The sequence below is a fragment of the Paenibacillus sp. CF384 genome (genome assembly GCF_900106745.1).
Taxonomy (GTDB): Bacteria; Bacillota; Bacilli; order Paenibacillales; family Paenibacillaceae; genus Paenibacillus_Z.
The window spans coordinates 1-19732 of record NZ_FNNV01000022.1 but is presented as its reverse complement, the minus strand read 5'-3'; the positions used below and the strand labels follow the sequence as shown (position 1 = coordinate 19732).

Below are 19732 nucleotides of genomic sequence, written 5' to 3'. Positions count from 1 at the left end.
CTTTTTTTGAGTTCACTCATCCACCTGCCACCATCATCCCTCAGCGCTCCATTATCGCGTACAATTCTGCTATAATTCTTTATTGGACAGTCACCAATGAAACACCTGCGAAAACCAATCAACTATTAAAGGAGCGAATTCCATGTTTGAGCATATCGTTATTTTCAAAATGAACGCCACCGTTACGCCCGAGAAGGAACAAGAGCTGGTAAACAGCCTGCTTGCATTCAAAGGCGCTATTCCGGGCATCGTCGAACTCACTGCCGGACGCAACATCACAGAAGAAACAGGCAATATCCACGGTTACTCCCTTGGACTTCGCGTAACCTTCGAGAACCAAGATGCACTGCGCGCTTACGGCCCGCATCCTGTTCATCAAGCGTTCGTGAAATCGCTGGACGGTCTGCTTGAGAGTGTAGTCGTCGTCGACTATCACATCTAATATCAATTTCAGATATATATCTGATAATGTCAGCCATTGTCGCGGACTCGCCTCTCACAGTAAGCTTGAGTTAACCAATGCGAGAGGATGAGAGCGATGAACAAAGTAGTCCCACGCTTAACAACGCCGATTACACAAGCCCAAATAGATCAATTTAATGAAGAGGGTTTCTTGCTGATTAAGAAAGGCTGCTCAGCTGACCTAATCGACGCCTTTAACGGACATATTTATGATTTGCGCGACGAGAAGCCGATGCCGGAATGGGCCGCTTGCGAAGAGAGCAAGAAATATTCGATTCGCTTGTTTAACCCCCATCTGCATGACGGATTCGCGCGCCAAATGATGAAGCTGCCAATCGTGCGCGGAACGCTTGCTCAGCTTATGGGCCGTGAAGCTGTGTGCGTGCAAAGCATGTTTTTCTACAAAGAGCCGGGTTCCCCAGGACAAGCGGCCCATCAGGATTTCTATTATATTAAGAACGATCCGATGACGATGATCGCCGCTTGGATCGCGATGGAAGAGAGCGTAGACGAGGAGAATGGCTGTCTCTGGGTCATCCCGAAGTCGCATAAGCTCGGTTTGCTTCCCCACGGAGCCGTCAAGAACATCGATGAGCATGAGCCTTGGACCGACGAGACGGAAGGAATCGATCTCAAGCAGGAAGTTCCGGTCATTATGGAGAAAGGCGATATCCTATTCTTCCATGAGCTGCTCATCCATTCGTCTACTCGCAATCGGAGCACCGACCGCTGGCGCCGTTCTTATGTGTGCCACTATATCCGCGAGGATGCGACGACTTCGCGCAGCGATCTGCAGAAGAAGTTTCCGCTCTATTAATGCGAGTGATGCCCGGCTATGGCTGCCGGGCTTTTCTTTTTTCCATCAAAACACAGGTTATTTCCCGCATTAGATACTGGTATGCTGAAGTGGTGGTCTATACATAAACAGGGATGGAGGGCAATCATGAGAAAGAAAACCATACTGGCGGCCATCAGCTTTATGCTTCTGTCAGGAGCCGTACAAGCGACGACCTTCACTGGACATACTCATGCGAGCGCTGTCACCTACTCGATCGGCGCATCTAGCAGCGTGATTACGAATTTGCAGACGGATCTGAAGAAGCTTGGGTATTTCAACTATGCAACTGCAACCGGTTATTATGGCACCGTTACTCGCGATGCTGTTATCGCCTTTCAAAGTAAATATGGACTTGTGGCTGACGGAATTACCGGTCCGTTAACGCTAGAAGCCGTTAGTAATGCCATCTTGAAGCAAAAGCTCGTTGCCGATACATCCTCTTACCTCGGCATTCCTTATGTATGGGGTGGAACGAGTCCGGCAAGCGGCTTTGACTGCTCCGGTTTTATCTATTATATGTTTACGAAATTCGGCGTTTCTCAAACGCGGACAACCTCTACGAACCTGTTCAGCCAAGGCTTCTCGGTTAATAAGTCGATGCTGCAGCCGGGGGATCTTGTTTTCTTCCGAAATCCGTCAACAGGAGTCGTGGATCATGTCGGCTTCTATATGGGCGGCGGTTCGTTCATTTCGGCATTGTCCTCGAAGGGAATCTATGTTCAGCAGATGGACAACGCCTACTGGGGTCCGCGCTACGCAGGCGCCAGAAGAGTTTATTAGCATGTTGAAGACAGCCTGGCGGCCATGCCGGGCTGTTCTTTTTTTGAGCTGCGCCATGTTCCTGTTTTGCAATTCGGGCGCTATAATGAAAGGAAGGAGGAACGATTCACATGAGTTCAGCACTCCCTTACGACAAAATCACATCCGCCTACGCCGGCACCATCGTCTATCCGCCCAAAGGCACTTATGGACCTCGCGTACAGCAAGATGTGCAGCTGGTGCTGCTTCATACCGGTGAGCTCGATCTGATGATCGATAACGCTCGCTATCAAGTCAAAGCCGGACAAGTCGTTCTGCTAAAGCCGCAGCATCACGAATATTTTGCTTTTGCCGAGTCGCAAGAGTCTTGGCACCGCTGGGTTACCTTATCCGTGTCAGCACTTACGGATGCTGAGCTCCAGTATTTGGACAGCCTGCCCTTTAGCATGCCAATTCCGGAGGCACTCAATTCGGTGACCGATATGCTGCTTTCTTTGCAAAATGATTATTTAAAGCAGGACGAGCTCATGATAAGTCTGGGATATTCCGCCTTTCAACTGTTTACTGCGAGAATCGCGCAAACGAAGCAGCAGCAAGAGCTGCATCCCAGCATCATTGCAGCATTAACCTATATTCAGCAGCACTACACAGAAGAAATCGCTCTTCCTGATCTCGCCGGAGCTGCCGGTGTATCTCCAGAGCACTTGGTCCGACTGTTTCACGTTCATCAACACCTGACACCGATCCGCTATCTGTGGCAATACCGTGTGCTCAAGGCAACCGAATTGCTCTCTCAATCCGGCCTTTCTATCGGAGAAATTGCGACAAGATGCGGGTTCAAGACTGCGTTTCATCTCTCGCGGCTCGTGAAGGAACAGACTGGCAGCACGCCTTCGGAAATCCGGAAAGCCGCGTGGGGAACGACGAATTAACTTGGAGGACATGCGATGCGAATTATCGATAACGGCAACAACAACGATCCCTCTTGGAATCTTGCACTAGAAGAATACGCGCTGCGCCATTTGGGCGGCGATGGAGAAGATTATCTTCTCTTCTACATTAATGAGCCTTCCATCATCATCGGCAAAAATCAAAATACCGCCGAAGAGGTAAACGGCGCTTATGTGGAGGAGAACGGCATTCATGTCGTGCGTCGCTTATCCGGCGGCGGTGCCGTCTATCATGATCTCGGCAATCTCAATTTCAGCTTCATCACTTCGGATGATGGGCGTTCCTTTCATAACTTCCGCAAGTTTACCGAGCCTGTCGTTGAAGCTCTGCGCAAGCTAGGCGTAGAAGCGGAGCTCAGCGGGCGTAATGATTTGCAGGTCGGCGAACGCAAAATCTCCGGCAACGCACAGTTCGCCTCCAAAGGGCGGATGTTCAGCCACGGCACGCTGCTGTTCAATTCCGAAGTCGATTCCATCGTTTCCGCGCTGAACGTCAACCCAGCCAAGTTCGAGTCCAAGGCGACCAAGTCCGTCCGCAGCCGTGTCGCGAACATCACTGAATTTCTGCGCGAGCCGCTGACGATGGAGCAATTTCGGCAGTTTTTGCTGGAGTCGATCTTCGGCAGCAGCTCCGAAATTCCGGCGTACAAGCTGACTGACGCGGATCTCGCTGCTGTGCAGAAGCTTGCGGAAGAACGCTATCGCAGCTGGGATTGGAACTATGGTCGGTCGCCGGCCTTTAATGTGCGGCAGGTCAAACGGCTAACCGCCGGCACCTTCGATGTCCGGCTCAACGTGCAGGAAGGCGTCATTACTGAAGCATCCGTCTTCGGCGATTTCTTCGGGACTGCGGAAGTATCCCTCGTTACAGATCGACTCGCCGGTGTAAGGTATAATGCACAAGATGTTGCTGAAGCGCTCGCGGATGTTGATCTGACCTTATGCTTCGGTCCGGTAGAGCGGGAGGAATGGCTTGCATTGTTGTTCTGATCTTGCTGACTGGTAGGCTGGCTGAACGACTGACTGGCTTACTGGATGAGTGAGTGAGTGGATGACTGACTGGATGACATACTGGATGGCATACTTGATCGATGGATGACTGACTTACTGGATGAGTGAATGATGACTTGGATGGCATGCTGGATGACTGAATAACCGGATGACCGACAACTGACTGGCTCAAGTAATTCGAATGGAATGGGAGTGGGGAATCGCATGAACAAGGCCGATAATGTCACTTCACTTAAAGCATTGCAAGCTTGGAAATCCATCCCGCAGCAGCTGCGGGACAAGCTCGTCCGCAACGTATTTTGCGGCAATTGCGGCGGTGCCGTCGAGATCGTCGATTACAGCATCCGCGAGGAGAAACGTGCGCTGCTGCTGACCGGCAAATGCCGCACCTGCTCCGGCCCCGTCGCCCGCGTCGTCGAGAACGACTGACGCGGCAGCCGTCGCTTGTCGCGCGGCGGGCGCGTTTGAAGCGGCCGGATCTTTTCGCAGCTGAGAGTCGCCTTTTGCGACTCTCAGCTCTCGCCAGAGGCGAGTTCAGCCCTGCGATTGTGCTGAGAGTCGGTTTTTCCTACTCTCAGCTTTTTTTATTAGCGCTTTTGCCTCTGAGAGTCGCCTTTTGCGATTCTCAGCTCTCGCCTGTGGCGAGTTCAGCCCTGCGATTGTGCTGAGAGTCGGTTTTTCCTACTCTCAGCTCCTTTTATTAGCGCTTTTGCCTCTGAGAGTCGCCTTTTGCGACTCTCAGCTCTCACCAGAGGCGAGTTCAGCCCTGCGTTTGTGCTGAGAGTCGGTTTTTCCTACTCTCAGCTCCTTTTATTAGCGCTTTTGCCTCTGAGAGTCGCCTTTTGCGACTCTCAGCTCTCGCCAGAGGCGAGTTCAGCCCTGCGTTTGTGCTGAGAGTCGGTTTTTCCTACTCTCAGCTCTTTTTATTAGCGCTTTTGCCTCTGAGAGTCGCCTTTTGCGACTCTCAGTTTTTTCTGTTACTCTTCCTCAGGGCTGTAAGCGGTTATGCCGCTTTCGGCTCCACTTCGGAGTAGATTGTTCCACCTTTAGCGGATATACCGCTTATAAAGTGGATCTATCGACAACTACACACTAATCTCACTCTTGTTGGAGCTGAAAGTTCCACTTTGGAACGCTCAGCATCATTTCCCCTTTGATTCACCTCTGAGAGTCTCGTTCCTGTACTCTCAGCCTCCGCCAGCGGCGATTCCGGGCCTCCGACTGAGCTGAAAGTTCCACTTTGGAACGCTCAGCATCATTTCCCCTTTGATTCACCTCTGAGAGTCTCGTTCCCGTACTCTCAGCACCCGCCAACGGCGATTCCGGACCTTCAACAATGCTGAGAGTTCCACTTTGGAACGCTCAGCATCATTCCCCCTTCGATTTACCGCTGAGAGTCTCGTTCCCGAACTCTCAGCCTCCGCCAACAGCGATTCCGAGCCTGCATCATTACTGAGAGTTCGATTCCCTAACTCTCAGCCCCTGCCACATGCACGGCCCACAGCCTGCGACGTTCAGCCTCCGTCGCCTTCACAAAATAAAAACAACCCTCACATCCAATTATTGCTTGTTGTAAACTCAAATTTGAGTATAATAAAATGAGTAGTATTCAAATTTGAGTACATACTACTCAACAAGGAAGGGAATGAACCCCGTGGACGCCAAAAAAAGTAATGTTAAACTCGTAATTGCGGGCCTACTACTCGGTCTGTTTATGGCTGCACTCGATCAAACGATCGTATCGACGGCAATGACTACGATCATCGAGAAGATCGGAGGCTTCGATAAATTCATCTGGGTGTACTCTGCCTACATGATCGCGATGGTCGTATCGACCCCGATCTTCGGTAAGTTATCCGATATGTACGGACGCAAACGGTTCTTTCTCGCCGGTTTGATTCTGTTCATGGTCGGCTCCATCCTTTGCGGAACCGCAACGAACATGGAGCAGCTCATCATCTACCGCGCCATTCAAGGGATCGGCGGCGGCGCTCTGATGCCAATCGTCTTCACGATTATTTTCGATCTATTCCCAGCCGAGAAACGCGGCAAAATGATGGGACTATTCGGCGCCGTATTCGGTGTATCCAGCGTCTTCGGACCGGTAATGGGCGGCCTGATCACCGACAATCTTAGCTGGCGCTGGATTTTCTACATCAATGTACCGATCGGCATTCTAGCGGTGATTTTCATCGCGCAAGCGTATCACGAACAATCCAATCCGCGTAAACAAATCATCGACTGGTTAGGTGCAATCTCGCTGACAGGTTTTGTCCTTACGCTGATGTTCGGCCTCGAACTCGGCGGCTCGGACGGCTGGGCATGGGATTCGGCAAAAACCATTTCGCTCTTCGTGGCTGCCGGCGTATTGCTGATCGCCTTCTTGTTCATTGAACGTTCTGCGAAAGATCCAATTATTAAACTATCCCTATTCAAGAACAAAGTCGTTACCAGCAGCATGGCCATCAGCGTTCTGTACGGCGGAATTATGATCGCTGCTGCAACGTACATCCCGCTCTTCATTCAAGGCGTTTTCCACAAAACAGCGACAGAAACGAGCAGCGTTCTAACACCGATGATGCTTGGCGTCGTGCTCAGCAGCCAGGTTGGCGGTCGAGTTGTCAGCAAACTCAAATATCGCGACGTCATGGTCGTATCTGCTCTGACCCTGTTAGTTGGCACGCTTCTTCTAGGTTATGTAATGGATCAAGAAACATCCAGACTTGTCATCACTTTGTTTATGATTATCGTCGGTCTTGGCATCGGGGTTTCCTTCTCCTTGCTCAACATCTCGACGTTGAACGCTGTTCCACCTCAATACAAAGGCTCGGCTTCGTCCCTGATTACGTTCTTCCGGACGATCGGTTCTGCGCTTGGGATTACCGTATTCGGTGCGATGCAGAAATCTGCTTTCCAATCCGGTGTGAAAGACATACCAAACATTAACCCGGAAGTAGCTGCTCAGATCAAAGGCGGTCAAGCGCTGCTTAACCCGGATATTCAAGCCAAATTGGGATTGCCTGCCGATCTCATTTCACAGTTGATCAGCAAGCTCGGCGACTCCATCATCTTTATTTTCCAATGGACGATTATCCTTCCGGTGCTGGCACTCATCTTCGCAATCCTAATGGGACGTGCAAAGCTGGAAGTATCCAAATCCGGCGGACCGCAAGGTAAACCCGGTGCACCCGGCAAGTCAGGCGCTGAAGGACAACAGGGTCCCCAAAGCGACGGCAAACCAGCGCCTTCGTTCCACGGAGGATAACCTTCATGTCAATGAGGCTCTTAATCTTGGGGCTGCTCATGGAATTTGAACGCCACCCCTACGAAATTCGCCAGACGATAAAAGATCGGAACTGGAATGAATGCTTCAAGCTTCGCGACGGATCGCTGTATTACGCAGTAGACCAGCTTCGCGAGGATGGACTGATCGAGGCGGCCGAGGTCGTCTCGGTACCTGGGGAGAATCGACCGGATAAGACGATTTATCGGATTACGGATTCCGGACGAACGGCATTTCAAGAGCTGCTTATCGCACAATTCGAACAAATTTCTTACCCGCAGCATCCAGTCTTTCTCGCGTTGGCATTCGTTCGCCACGGTGATCCGAAGACGGTAGAAACGAAGATCCTGAAACAGCTGGAAGCCTGCCAATCCCGTATTGAGCGGATGCACGCCGTGCTCCAGCTCAAAGGAAATTTCCTGCCTCGCGGCTCCGCGCTGATGATTCAAGGCTTCATCGATTTCGGCGAGACCGAGAAGAAGTGGCTGTCAACCTTGCTGGAGGAAGCGCGCTCCGGCAGTCTCTTCGAAGGACACAAGCTGACGCCGGAACAGTGGGAAGAATTCCTTAAGCATAAGAAGCTGCCAACGTCGGAATAAGAACATCAAATAAGTCGCTTGGCCGTGTGAGCATGAACGAATTCGTTCCCCTCACATCGCCAAGCGGCTTTTCCATAACATACAACCCGGCGACAGCCGGTTCTCCTTACTCATTCCCCTTACTTAGCTCAATCGCAGCAAACTGCCCTTCTGCGAGCAAATATACAGCTCCCCGTCTGCGTCAACGCCAAACGAAGTAATCAGCTGATCGGTCTCGATCAACACTTTATTGTCGACACTGCCATCTTCATTCTCCCTTAACGCCCAGATCGTGCCCATTGCGTAATCCGCGTAGACATACCAACCGACAAGCGCCGGCAGCGCCTTGCCCCGATACACGAAGCCGCCCGTAATGGACACGCCTTTGTCGCGACCATAGGTGAAGATGGGCTCGATCAGCCCCTCCTTCTTACAGCCTTCTTTAGGTTCGAAACAGAGATTCCCCTCCATGACGTTCCACCCATAATTGCCGCCTTTCTCGATGAGGTTGATCTCCTCAAGTCGATCCTGCCCGACATCTGCCGCCCATAGTTTACCCGTAACGGTATCGAAGCTGAAACGCCATGGATTGCGCAGCCCAAGCGCGTAGATTTCCGGGGCACCACCACCGCCTGCAAAAGGATTATCCGCCGGAATACTGTAGTGCTTCCCGTTAACGCCGGTATTCACGTCGATGCGCAGCACCTTGCCGAGCAAGCTTTGCTTATTCTGTCCGTTGCCATGCGGGTCACCGCCGCTGCCCCCGTCTCCTGCTGCAATATATAAGTACCCGTCGTCCGGTCCAAAAGCAAGCTGTCCGCCTTTATGATTCGAGAAAGGCTGCTCATACGTCAATATAATCACTTCGCTCGCCGGATCCAGCAGCTCCGGATGTTCCGGATCACTCATCACGAAACGAGAGATGACCGTATGCGTCTTCGTTGTGTAATTCACGAACGCAATCCCAGGCTTCTTCGGATGAAAAGCCAACCCGAGCAGCCCTTGCTCATTCCCGTCACTGTACACGCGATCACGGATATCGAGCACAACCTGCGGTTTCTCAGAAGGTTGCTTCAGATCCAGCATCACCACTTGGCCCGGCTGTTCAATCACAAATACTTTATCTCGCAACGCGGTCGTAACACCGAGCTCGCTCACCATCCCAACCGGATTATCCAGCGTCCCATCTGGCACAACGGCCTCTAATGTAACCTGCGTCTCTCCAGCCGAATTAGCTTGCCCGCTTTCATTCGAAGGCATCGCCACCGACTCTTCATTCCCTTTACAAGCAGTGAGCAGCAAACAAAGTCCGAGCAGCCACACAGCTGCAGTTAGTCCCCTCGGCCATGTCCTCATCATCATCCTCTTGATCAACCTCCTCTGCTTTCTTCTAGTCCGATCATCTCATAGCTGGAATTACCAATTCAAGTTGAATGGCTACCTCATCGCAAATAAAAAAAGGCCAAGCAAGGTCGCCCCTGCTCAGCCATTTCTTATTATTTCTTCACGATATCCGCTACAGCTTTATCAAACTTGCCAAGCAGCTCGTCGGATTTGATGCGCTTGCCCATGTACTCCTGCATCGCAGCACCGAATTGTTGCGTGATGCCGTCTGGGAAACGATCCCACTGCCAGCCCTTCACTTGATCCGGATGTTCTTGGGAGAACGTTGCGAAGTCTGCCGCGATTTTACCGATTGCAGCTGGATCAGCCGGAATCGAAGTGATCGACGGAATGAATTTGAAATCAGTTGCTACGAATTTCTTACCTGTTTCCGAAGTGGCCATCCAGTTCAGGAATGCTTTGGCTTCGTCCGGATGAGCGGATTTGTTGTTAACAACCCAGTTGCTTGGTACGCCTGTGAATACGTTCGGCGCGCCTTCCAGCGGTACCGGCATCATGCCAAGGTTCAATTCCGGATTCACTTCATCGACCATGCCTTGAATCCAGTTACCATGCTGAATCATCGCGTATTTACCGGCAGCAAACTCAGCCACTTGCGTGTTGTAGTCCGTTGTCAGTGCAGCCTTCTGGCCGTTTGCGAACATGATGTCTACAAGGCGAACCCATTGTTTAGTAAGCGCATCGTCTTTGAATGTTTTCGTGCCTGCTTTGATTTCATCGATGAATGCAGCAGGATCAGCCTGCGTTGCGTTCGCGATATTTAAGGTATGAATACCGAGCGACCACCACTCGTTGGTCAATGCGAAAGGAATAATGCCTGCATCTTGAAGTTTCTTACAAGCCGCTTCAAGTTCATCAAGCGTTTGCGGTAGCGTTGTGATGCCTGCTTTTGCAAACAGATCCTTGTTGTACGTCAAGCCGTACGCTTCAAGCGTCATCGGCATGCCGAGCAATTTGCCATCGCGGGAAATTTGCGCACGGGAAGCTTCTACCAGATCTTTCGCCCATGGCTCGCCCGAGAGGTCAACCGCACGGTCCACGTAAGGATCGAAACCAGACCAGCCACTCGAAGTAATGATTTCAGGCTCTTCGCCTGCTGCAAGCTCAGCCTTCAGCAATGCGCTGTAGTCCTCGCCGCCGCCATGCGTTTCGATTTCGACCTTCACGCCTGTTTCTTTCTCGTAAGCCTCTGCCATCTTCGCAAGTGCAGCTGCAATCTCTACTTTGAATTGGAATACTTTAATCGTTACCGGTTCTTTCGGCGCGTTTGTTGTCTCTGTAGTCGCCGAATTGTTTGCAGCAGCGGTGTTGTTCGCTTTGGTGTTATTCGCTTTCGCGTTCTCCCCGTCTGTGCTGTTGCCCCCGTTATTATTGTTGCTGGAACATCCACTAGCGATCAGTGCAGTGGCAAGCGTAAGTGCGAATATCGATCTTTTCTTCATGATTGGCCTCCCAAATGGTATTGGTTACATTTCCAATTATAGAGTGCATATTTCCGCGAATACACCGAATAAATTGAACTAGATAGTGTAATATTTTGATTAATTTAGTTAAATATCAATTTATTACCCCTTAACGGATCCTGCCGTAATGCCTTGAATAATATGTTTTTGTAGAAATAGGAAAAATGCAATAATCGGCAATGTACTCAGTGTCAGCGACGCCATCGCCAAATCCCATTTACGCAAATATTGTCCGAAGAATTTCTGCACCGCCAGCGGGATCGTGGTGAAATTGTCATTGATGACGAGCACCGGCAGCAGATAGTCGTTCCAAATCCACAGAACGTTCAGAATGATGACCGTAACGGCAATTGGCTTCAGCAGCGGGAATACGATGCGCCAGAACACCCCATAAGGCGAACAGCCATCCACGACAGCAGCCTCTTCAATCTCAAGCGGCACGGATTTGATAAAGCCGTGGAACAGAAACATCGAGAGCGAAATCCCAAAGCCGATATAGCAAATGACGATTCCGTATACATGCCCACGCAGTTCAAACATGGACGTGATCCGCATCAGCGGCAGCATGACCGACTGGAACGGAATAATCATCGCCGCCACATAGACGGTAAACAGGAACTTATTGAACGTTGTCGGTTTTCGCACCAAGCGGTAAGCGCTCATGCTTGCTACAATCACCAGACAGCCTACGCTTAGAACGGTGATCACAACGGAGTGCATGAACACGACCGGAAAATCAATCGCGATCCAAGCTCGCTTGAAATTCCCAAACCCCCAGCTTGTCGGCAGCTCTGCCGCGTTCAAGAGAATAGCACCAAGCTTCTTGAACGAGTTGATGATTAGAAAATAGAACGGCGTCAGGAAAAGCAGCGCCAATAGTGCGCATAAGAGCTCGAATACGAACAGAAGTGGCGTATATCGTTGTTTGTCTTCCATCGTTACGCTTCCACCTCTTTCTTCTTGGTGAACCAAACCTGCGTGACCGTAATCAGCGCGACCGCGAAGAAGAAGATCATCGCTTTGGCCGTGCCTAGTCCGTACCGATTATTCGTAAGCGCCTCACGATAAATGTTGAGTGCGATCGACTCGGATGCATAACCCGGTCCGCCGGCAGTCAAGGACAAATTCAGATCGAACATCCGGAATGCATTCGATGTCGTCAGGAACAGACAAATCGTAATGGCCGGCATAATGAGCGGAACGGTGATCGAGCGGAAAATCTGCCACGGGTTAGCGCCGTCTATACGTGCTGCTTCCGTCAAATCCTTCGGAATCCCGATAATCGCTGCTATGTAGATGATCATCATGTAGCCAGCTGTCTGCCACACGAACACATTAACGATGCCCCAGAACGCTGTAGTCGGCGTACCGAGCCAAGGAAGATTGAAGAATTCCAGCCCCGTCGCTTCCCCGACAGCCGCGAACCCGCGCACATAGATAAAGTACCAAATGTAGCCAAGCAGCAAGCCGCCGATGACATTCGGCAGGAAGAAGATCGTGCGAAGCACGTTTCGGCTCTTCAGATTGCGCGTAAGCAGCATGGCCAACAATAGCGACATCACATTCGTCAGCAGAACCGCCGCGATTGTAAATCTCGCCGTAAACCAGAAAGCGGTCCAGAACCGTTCATCGTCCGTGAAGATGCGATGAATATTCTCGAAGCCGACCCATTTCGCATGGTTCAGATCCAGCCCGTCCCACTCCGTAAACGTATAATAGAAACCCATAAAGAACGGTACCGCGACGATCAGCAGAAATATCAGAAGTCCCGGTCCGACAAATACGGTTTGCTGCAGCCATTCATGCCATTTGATTTTGCGATTCACGCTCTGCACCTAGATGTCCCCTTTCTTAACCCTCGTACCTCAGTATAGCGGCTCTCGATAACCGCAATCGACAGACGATCGTGAACTTCATGGTGGAATATATTGACCAACTCACAATTCATAGCGTATGTTTATACCAAAATCCACCCCATCGATTCGGGAGGCCATCCTTTGACTACATCCTTGTTCAAAAACACGACAATCCGCAAAAAGATGATGACACTCTTCTTAATCGCCACCATACTGCCGATCGCAGCTTCCATCGCAATCTCGTATCACCAGACGAAGTCTTCCATTACGAAAGAGGCCATATCGAAGAACAACCGACTGCTCGCGCTCGGTGGAACGAATATCGTCAACTATATGAACAATATCAACCAGAAGTCGCTTGCTGTCTACAATTCGATGAATGTCCCCCGCTCACTCTACTATATTTTGGAGCACAATATGGAGAACGAAGTGTTCCCTAATCAAATCAGCGATGTCATCCAGAACCGGAATTTGCTCAAGGATCATCTCTATAATATCTATCAAAGCGTGCAGGAATTTTATAAAATCAGACTCTATGTAGCAGGTCAGAATACGAGCTACCTACTATGGAATGACGACATCAAAGTCGGCAAACATCAGAATGGATCTATCGCGATGGCATCCAAAACCTATATCGAACCAACGCATTTGAGCCACAATTACGGGTTATCGATCAAGTCTCCCGTGAAGGAAGAACAAGTCTTCACCCTTCATCGTCCGATCTTCTTGGCCCCTAGCGATGTGCAGTTGGCGGAGCTTACGATTGATGTGAAGACGAGCGTGCTGAGTGATTTGAATCGTCAGTTGTACGATGCCGGACATGAGCATTTCTATCTGGTTGATGCCGATGGCGGCGTCTTAATCTCCTCCGATGAAGCTCAAATTGGAAAGCGGCTGGATACGGAATGGTTTAAGTCTGTTCGGAGTGCCTCTACGAAGACGGGGCATTTTGACTGGGATGGGCATGCGTTCTCCGGGATGATCTTCTACCAGCAGGTGAAAACCAACTACATGAATTGGTACCTGATCAAGCAAACGCCTAACAGCCATCTGTACGCGACTGCGAATGAAACCGCTTTAATAAATACCTGGGTCGGCGCGGCCTTCCTGGCTATTGCGGTCATTGCCCTGCTGCTCATCTCTTATCGCTTCACGAAGCCGCTGCTCGCGCTGATCGGTTATGTCAATAAGATTGATTCCGGGAATTTGAACGTCCAGATCGATATCCAGAGCAATGATGAAATCGGGCTGTTAGCCAAGCGATTCCGGTCGATGATGCAGACGATTAACAATTTGATCCTGAAGGAGTACCGGCTTGAGCTTGCCAACAAAACCATTCAGCTCAAAGCGCTGCAGGCACAGGTGAACCCGCACTTTCTCTATAATGCGCTGCAATCCGTCGGGACCGTTGCGCTGCAGCATGGCAACAAGAAAGTATATCAGCTTGTGACCTCACTTGGGAAGATGATGCGTTATCAAATGGACATGGCAGATGTTGGGGTGGAGCTGAGCCGGGAGCTGGATTACGTGCAGGCTTACCTCGATTTGCAAAAAGAGCGCTTCGACTCCTCGCTCGATATCATTCTGATGATCGACGAGCGTACTCGCAGCATAAGGCTGCCGAAGATGATCCTGCAGCCGCTGGTGGAGAACTTCTTCAAGCACGGTTTCTTGCCGTCGGAGCAGCCGGCGAAGCTCGTTATTGCCAGTTCGCTTGGCGATGACGGGGCACTCACGATCGTGGTATCGGACAATGGAAAAGGGATATCTGCTGCACGTATGGCGGAGCTTAATCGGCTTCTAATGCGTGATGATGAGCTCGAAGATGAAGAGGAAGAAGGGCTGGCAATCGGGCTGCGGAACGTATTGTTCCGTCTGAGACTTTACTTTAAACAGGACGCCGCGCTCAGTATTCAGCATTTGCACCCGCATGGGTTTTCGGTAACGCTACATATTCCGCATGCAATGGAGGATCACACAAGATGAAAGCACTCATTGTAGATGACGAACGGCATGTTCGCGAGGCGATCCGGCTGCTTGTACCCTGGCAGCAATTTGGCATTGAGACGGTGCTGGAGGCCGATGATGGCACGACGGGAATGGCAATGATTCAAGCAGAGCGGCCCGCGCTTGTATTTACGGATATGATGATGCCGATGATGGGCGGCGACAAGCTGATGGAGTGGATGGCGGAGCATGCGCCGGATAGCAAAATCATCGTCATCAGCGGGCATGATACGTTTGATTTTGTCCGAACAGCCGTGAAATTCGGGGGCATGGATTATATATTGAAGCCTATCGATGCGGATCAGCTGACGAGTGCGGTTGAGCGGGCGGTAAACAGTTGGCGCAGCGAGGATGCGAGCCGTTCGCGCGCACGCGGGCAAGATATCGAGCTGAATCAGCTGAAGCCGCTCTATACGGAGCAGCTGTTGGCTGCGCTAATGAAGGGGAACGGTTCCGCGCAGGAGTTCGCGCTGGCGATGAAGCCGTTTGGAATGGCTTATGAGGCCGACGGAGGCGGAGGAATTGCGGCTGGTGGCCGGATTGAAGGCGGTGGAGGAATTACGGCTGGTTGCCGGACTGATGGCGTAGACAGGACTGGGGAGGACGCTGCGACTGCGACTTCGGCTGTATCCCAGACCCTGATTCGGACTGCCATTGTGGAGCTAAGCTCTACCCCGCTTGCCGTAGCGGAGAAGTTCGGCTCCTCAGGCCGGGATCTCTTCGCCTATGCAGTCGCTAATATCGTGAACGAGATGCTGCGTGAGCGCGGCGCGGGTCATGCTTTCCGCCACCATGCCGGATCTGAGCAGGAGATCGTTCTACTCTTCTGGGACGGCACGGTGGATGTGCCCGGACTGCTCGTGGAGTGCAACGATGCCTTGTTCGTTGCCTTGAAGGCGCGACTTGCCATAGGCGTCGGGCTGCCGGTTGCCTTCCCATCCGGACTTACCGCTTCCTACCGGCAAGCGCGGACTGCACTGATGCAGCGTAACCTGCTTCAGACGGGGAAATGCATTCACTGCTTTGAAGGTGGCGCGGCTTCGGCTTCTGTTACGGAGCCGGCGCTGTTCTTCAGCTCCTACGAGGAGCGTGTGCGTTACGCCGTGCAAAGCGGCAGTCCGGAAAACATCCGCCGTGCGCTGCAGCTATGGTTCGATGCTCTCGATCAGAGAAACCGGCTTACGCCGGAGAATCTGCTGCTCTGGCAACGGGAATTCCAGCTCGCCGCTGCGATCTGGGAGGGCGGCCGCAATGTCGAAGGCGTGGGTAACACGTATGCCGGGGATAGCAGCCGTTCCTTGCCTGTAGATACGGGCGGCGCCTTCCTGTATGCGGCATGGAAAGAAGCCTTCTTCCGCGAGGCCTGCGAGATCGGTGCACGGCTAAACGCGGTCAACGAGCGCGGCAGCACAATTCGCGACATCGCCGCCCATATCGAGAAGTTCGCTCACGAAGACTTGACGCTGCAGAGCATCTCGGACAAATTCCATCTCAGCCGCGAGTACATTTCTCGCAAATTCAAGCAAGAGCTGAACCAGAACGTCTCGGATTTCATCACCGCATGCCGCATTAATCGGGCAAAGATCCTGCTAGCCAGCGCCCATCTGAAAATCACCCAAGTCGCCGAAATGTCAGGCTTCCAAGATGAGAAGTACTTCAGCAAAGTGTTCAAGAAGCTGATGGACTGCACGCCAAGCGAGTTCCGCAAGCGGCAGTATGGGATGGAATAGTTGGGTTGGCGGCGAGGCGGCGGAACTCCAGGTATCTCGGCGGATGTAGATCTCTACATGCGCTTCTTGCGGCGGAAACCCAGCATTCTCGCTCATGTAGACCTCTACGTTCGCTTCTTGCGCCAAAAATCTAGACTTTCCGCTCATGTAGACCTCCTCGTTCGCTTCTTGCGCCGAAAACCCGGCAATCCTCACGCATGTGTTGCTCCAGAGCAACTCTTTCCCACAAATTCGGCTTTCCTCACTCATGTGTTGCTCCCAGAGCAACTCTTGCCCCACAAATCCAGCATTCCCGAGCATGTGTTGCTCCCAGAGCAACTCTTGCGCCACAAATCCAGCAATCTCGCGCATGTGTTGCTCCTAGAGCGACACATGCTCACCTCAATATAATAAAATAAAAAAAGGCTGCCAATCGGCAGCCTTCAATACCATTCTACTACCGCACCAGCTCCGGCTGATGCTCCTTCAGCCAGCCGCGCAGCGGCACATCCTCGTCCGTCGGACTGTAGTGGCCGTTGCAATTCACGCTCGCGCCAAGCAGCTGCCTCCGAATCGGGTCGGAGCTCTCCCACAGATGCTGCACAGTCATGTCGTCCTTCGTGCGAATCCAACGATAGCCATAACCGTAGAACAACACTTTGCGCGTGTAGTCCGACCAGTTCGGCGAACCGGCATGCCATGTGCGGCGATCGAAGAAGACAGCCGAACCCGGTTTCACGCATACCGGAATCGCGCCTTCCGGCTGGCCTTGCCGATCAGCCGGCATTTCCAAGTTGTCCTTCAGGTGACTGCCCGGCACCACCCAGAAGTTGCCCCGATCCGGCTCCGACACATCGGAGAGGAAATACGCCACCTTCAGCGATAAACGTGGACGCGGATGCGACTCCATCTCCATATTGACGCGCCCGCTGTCTTGGTGCCAGCCGAACGTCGCATCACTCTTCGGCTTCCCAGACGGAGGAGTCGCAATCATATGCGCATGGTATAAGTATATGTTCCAGCCGAGGATATCCCATACTTTGGGCAGCACTTTATCGTAATCCACAAGATTAAGAAACGAACTGTGATCCGGGATGAAATTTGGATAAAACAATGCCGTACTCGGGTCATGCCCGCCGCTCAGCTTATCTTCATAAATACGGTCAAATTCTGTAGTCAGCTCCGCAACCTGCTCCGGCGAGAGCGCATTCTCGACAACCAGATAGCCCAATTCGTTAAACTGCTTCCGTTCTTCTTCGGTCAACGCATACTGCAAGCACGATGGATCCACGCGTAATCCCCTCCGTATGATTGATAATCAACCTTTCTCAATCATAGTTGGTTTGCTGGCTGCTTTCGAGTAACGATCCCGCTTTCTTTTGGACGATTCAACGATTATCATGATAGCGCTACCACAACTACCACTACGAATCCGTTCATCCCGTCCTGCCCTTCATAAATGCCGTAGGCGAGCAGCCCGTCACTTTCTTGAACACCCGGTTAAAATACGCCTGATCGCAAAATCCCGTCTCCTCCGCGATTTCGCTGATCGACATCATTTTATCAATCATCAACTCCTTCGCCTTTACGATCCGGACATGATGCAAATAGTCAATCGGCGACAATCCCGTGACCGACTTGAACAGATGCGAAACATGATTCGGCGTCCTCCCCGTCAAATGCGCCAAATCATCCAGCGAAACCGACTCCTTATAATGATCGAGCAGATAGGTTTTGATATCCTCCGTCATCTCAATCTTCTTCGCCGGAAGCTTCCACTTGTCGCGCTCATAATTGATAATGCTAAGCAGCTCCAGCAGAATCGCATAGCATGTCGGTTCCGAATACGGCCCTCTCATGAGCCAGTGATGCTTCAGTAACATGAACCGCTGCTTAAAATATTCAAACCCGCTTATGGTTGTCTTGCAATAACGATTCTCCGCGAGAAGCGGCAGCAGCAATCGATCATTATCGTCCAGCGTAAAATGCGTGGCATACCGCTGATGCTCTTCACTCATCGATATCCCCCCGCGCACCGTGCCGGCCGGCATGAAGAGGACATCTCCCTTCTGCAGCAAGACGGATTCATCATTGACGTAATAGATAATTTTCCCTTTCGTCACGACGAGCAGGATGTGAAACTGCGTGGGGCTTTTGCCCATCTCCCATTTCCCGTGAAAATCCTTCGCATAACAGCTATGAAGCTTGATCAACGCTGATGACCTCCTTCAACTGTTATTGCACTGGGCTCCATATTTCAATAAAATTGCCATCCGGATCATAGAACGAGAACGATTTGCCTTGATAGATGAAGAGCTCACCGACCTTAATCCCTCGTTCAATAAACGCATGATAAGCAGCCTCCGCGTCGTCTACCATAAACCCATACGAGGACTGAAGCGCGCCATCCGGGTAAACGAAATGCGAGTTGAGGCTGTGCTCATATTTCTGGAAAAGAATGCGAATACCCGACTCATTCACTAATTCGATATAGAATGGATCCTCTTTCACCACGCGAAATCCCAGATGTTCACCATACCACTGGGTGGATTGGGCGAAGCTGCTTACCGGAATGGTAAGATACGTGCTCCTCAATTGAATCGACATTTTCTATCATCGCTCCTTCTCTTCCTGATTGGAACAGTCCAAGCAAACCAGCTTCCCATCATCCAAAATCAAACCTTCCAGAAACCCATCCTTGCAGAAAATCTCCTTCTTACATTGCTCGCATTGCCCGACAAGCTCCTGCATTCCGCGACCTCCTCTAATCCTCGGCTTCCATTCCTCGCATAACCGGAGCATCTATAGTAAAATGAGGACTTAGCTACACTAAACGAGTATGAGGTGCCCGACATGTCCATTAATTTCACCAAAGCAATTGTCGATCGTTTGCAACGCGAAATTGCTGAAATAGAGAGCAAGATCCCGCAAGAGAAAGCCAAAGCGGACAAGGCGCAGGCCAAGATTAAGCAGCTGCAGCGCGACATGAAACTAAGTCAATCCGCCAGTGATCTCAACAGCAAGCTGTCTCGCCAGAATAAGCTTAATGAAGAGATCAAGACAAGCACGCGCAAGCAAGCCGATTTAGCCAAAGAGCTGGCCACGAAGATAGTTTCACTCAAGCAGCATCTGCCCTCCAAGGACTAACCTCGTCCTAGTTATTTCCATCTGTACCTCGATTATCAAGCGGACCGCGATGGGAAGTCAACTTAAATAAAAGCAGCCCTCTCGGGCTGCTCAGGCTGTCGAGAAAGTCTCGACAGCCTTTGTTATATCCTCATAATTTAACACGACACCGCGTTAATATAGTATAATACAAGTAACAAATAACAAACGGATGGTGTTGTAAAATGCTACGTTCAAATCGGGATAAACAACAGAATTACGAGTTCGTTTCCATAGAAGATCTAGT

General features: G+C 51.2%; 20 protein-coding genes. 11 read left to right on the top strand and 9 right to left on the bottom strand.

Annotated elements, in window-relative coordinates:
• Window positions 1–142 precede the first annotated feature (142 nt).
• The 8 genes from BLW29_RS27000 (at window position 143) to BLW29_RS26965 (ending at window position 7902) form a co-directional block, all read left to right on the top strand.
• Complete coding sequence (locus tag BLW29_RS27000) at window positions 143–442, top strand: Dabb family protein (protein WP_090985544.1); 300 nt, start codon at window positions 143–145, stop codon at window positions 440–442.
• A 96-nt stretch (window positions 443–538) separates the two neighbouring features.
• The gene (locus BLW29_RS26995; protein ID WP_090985542.1) at window positions 539–1279 is read left to right on the top strand and encodes a phytanoyl-CoA dioxygenase family protein; all 741 of its coding nucleotides are present in this window, start codon (window positions 539–541) and stop codon (window positions 1277–1279) included.
• Window positions 1280–1405: 126 nt separating this feature from the next.
• Window positions 1406–2080 (top strand): C40 family peptidase, encoded by a 675-nt coding sequence (locus BLW29_RS26990; RefSeq protein ID WP_177186840.1) that lies wholly within the window; start codon window positions 1406–1408, stop codon window positions 2078–2080.
• A gap of 110 nt (window positions 2081–2190) precedes the next feature.
• Complete coding sequence (locus BLW29_RS26985) at window positions 2191–2991, top strand: helix-turn-helix domain-containing protein (RefSeq protein ID WP_090985537.1); 801 nt, start codon at window positions 2191–2193, stop codon at window positions 2989–2991.
• A 15-nt stretch (window positions 2992–3006) separates the two neighbouring features.
• A complete protein-coding gene (locus BLW29_RS26980; RefSeq protein ID WP_090985535.1) occupies window positions 3007–3999 on the top strand; it encodes a lipoate--protein ligase in 993 nt (330 codons plus the stop codon).
• 225 nt (window positions 4000–4224) lie between these two features.
• A complete protein-coding gene (locus BLW29_RS26975; RefSeq protein ID WP_090985533.1) occupies window positions 4225–4449 on the top strand; it encodes a hypothetical protein in 225 nt (74 codons plus the stop codon).
• A 1225-nt stretch (window positions 4450–5674) separates the two neighbouring features.
• Window positions 5675–7285: a DHA2 family efflux MFS transporter permease subunit gene (locus BLW29_RS26970; RefSeq protein WP_090985531.1), complete on the top strand. Its 1611-nt coding sequence runs from the start codon at window positions 5675–5677 to the stop codon at window positions 7283–7285.
• A gap of 5 nt (window positions 7286–7290) precedes the next feature.
• Window positions 7291–7902: a PadR family transcriptional regulator gene (locus BLW29_RS26965; protein WP_090985530.1), complete on the top strand. Its 612-nt coding sequence runs from the start codon at window positions 7291–7293 to the stop codon at window positions 7900–7902.
• A gap of 123 nt (window positions 7903–8025) precedes the next feature.
• On the opposite strand, the gene BLW29_RS26960 is transcribed toward BLW29_RS26965, so the two are convergent.
• From BLW29_RS26960 to BLW29_RS26945, 4 genes are all read right to left on the bottom strand, one after another.
• The gene (locus BLW29_RS26960) at window positions 8026–9243 is read right to left on the bottom strand and encodes a PQQ-dependent sugar dehydrogenase (protein WP_090985528.1); all 1218 of its coding nucleotides are present in this window, start codon (window positions 9241–9243) and stop codon (window positions 8026–8028) included.
• A 134-nt stretch (window positions 9244–9377) separates the two neighbouring features.
• Window positions 9378–10727, bottom strand: coding sequence for an ABC transporter substrate-binding protein (locus BLW29_RS26955; RefSeq protein ID WP_090985526.1), 1350 nt, complete (start codon window positions 10725–10727; stop codon window positions 9378–9380).
• Window positions 10728–10850: 123 nt separating this feature from the next.
• The gene (locus BLW29_RS26950; RefSeq protein WP_090985524.1) at window positions 10851–11684 is read right to left on the bottom strand and encodes a carbohydrate ABC transporter permease; all 834 of its coding nucleotides are present in this window, start codon (window positions 11682–11684) and stop codon (window positions 10851–10853) included.
• A gap of 2 nt (window positions 11685–11686) precedes the next feature.
• Window positions 11687–12574 carry a carbohydrate ABC transporter permease gene (locus BLW29_RS26945; protein ID WP_090985651.1) on the bottom strand — a complete coding sequence of 296 codons (888 nt, stop codon included), beginning with the start codon at window positions 12572–12574 and terminating at the stop codon, window positions 11687–11689.
• 171 nt (window positions 12575–12745) lie between these two features.
• Here BLW29_RS26945 and BLW29_RS26940 point away from each other — a divergent pair, with 171 nt between their 5' ends.
• Together BLW29_RS26940 and BLW29_RS26935 are read left to right on the top strand one after the other, a co-directional pair.
• Window positions 12746–14590: a sensor histidine kinase gene (locus BLW29_RS26940; RefSeq protein ID WP_090985522.1), complete on the top strand. Its 1845-nt coding sequence runs from the start codon at window positions 12746–12748 to the stop codon at window positions 14588–14590.
• Window positions 14587–16341, top strand: coding sequence for a response regulator (locus tag BLW29_RS26935; RefSeq protein WP_090985520.1), 1755 nt, complete (start codon window positions 14587–14589; stop codon window positions 16339–16341). The genes BLW29_RS26940 and BLW29_RS26935 overlap by 4 nt, the downstream gene beginning before the upstream one ends.
• Here BLW29_RS26935 and BLW29_RS26930 read toward each other — a convergent pair.
• From BLW29_RS26930 to BLW29_RS31565, 5 genes are all read right to left on the bottom strand, one after another.
• On the bottom strand, window positions 16243–16692 hold the full coding sequence (locus BLW29_RS26930) for a hypothetical protein (RefSeq protein ID WP_090985518.1): 450 nt from the start codon (window positions 16690–16692) through the stop codon (window positions 16243–16245). The two genes, BLW29_RS26935 and BLW29_RS26930, sit on opposite strands and share 99 nt — an antisense overlap.
• An 85-nt stretch (window positions 16693–16777) precedes the next feature.
• Window positions 16778–17611, bottom strand: a complete 834-nt coding sequence (locus BLW29_RS26925; protein WP_090985516.1) for a phytanoyl-CoA dioxygenase family protein — start codon at window positions 17609–17611, stop codon at window positions 16778–16780.
• Between the two features lie 145 nt (window positions 17612–17756).
• Complete coding sequence (locus tag BLW29_RS26920) at window positions 17757–18533, bottom strand: helix-turn-helix domain-containing protein (protein ID WP_090985514.1); 777 nt, start codon at window positions 18531–18533, stop codon at window positions 17757–17759.
• A gap of 22 nt (window positions 18534–18555) precedes the next feature.
• Window positions 18556–18927 (bottom strand): VOC family protein, encoded by a 372-nt coding sequence (locus BLW29_RS26915; protein ID WP_090985513.1) that lies wholly within the window; start codon window positions 18925–18927, stop codon window positions 18556–18558.
• A gap of 6 nt (window positions 18928–18933) precedes the next feature.
• Entirely contained in the window at window positions 18934–19071 is a 138-nt protein-coding gene (locus BLW29_RS31565; protein WP_177186839.1) for a hypothetical protein, read from the bottom strand.
• Between the two features lie 102 nt (window positions 19072–19173).
• On the opposite strand from BLW29_RS31565, the gene BLW29_RS26910 reads away from it, so the two are divergent.
• Complete coding sequence (locus BLW29_RS26910; protein WP_090985511.1) at window positions 19174–19467, top strand: hypothetical protein; 294 nt, start codon at window positions 19174–19176, stop codon at window positions 19465–19467.
• Window positions 19468–19732 lie beyond the last annotated feature (265 nt).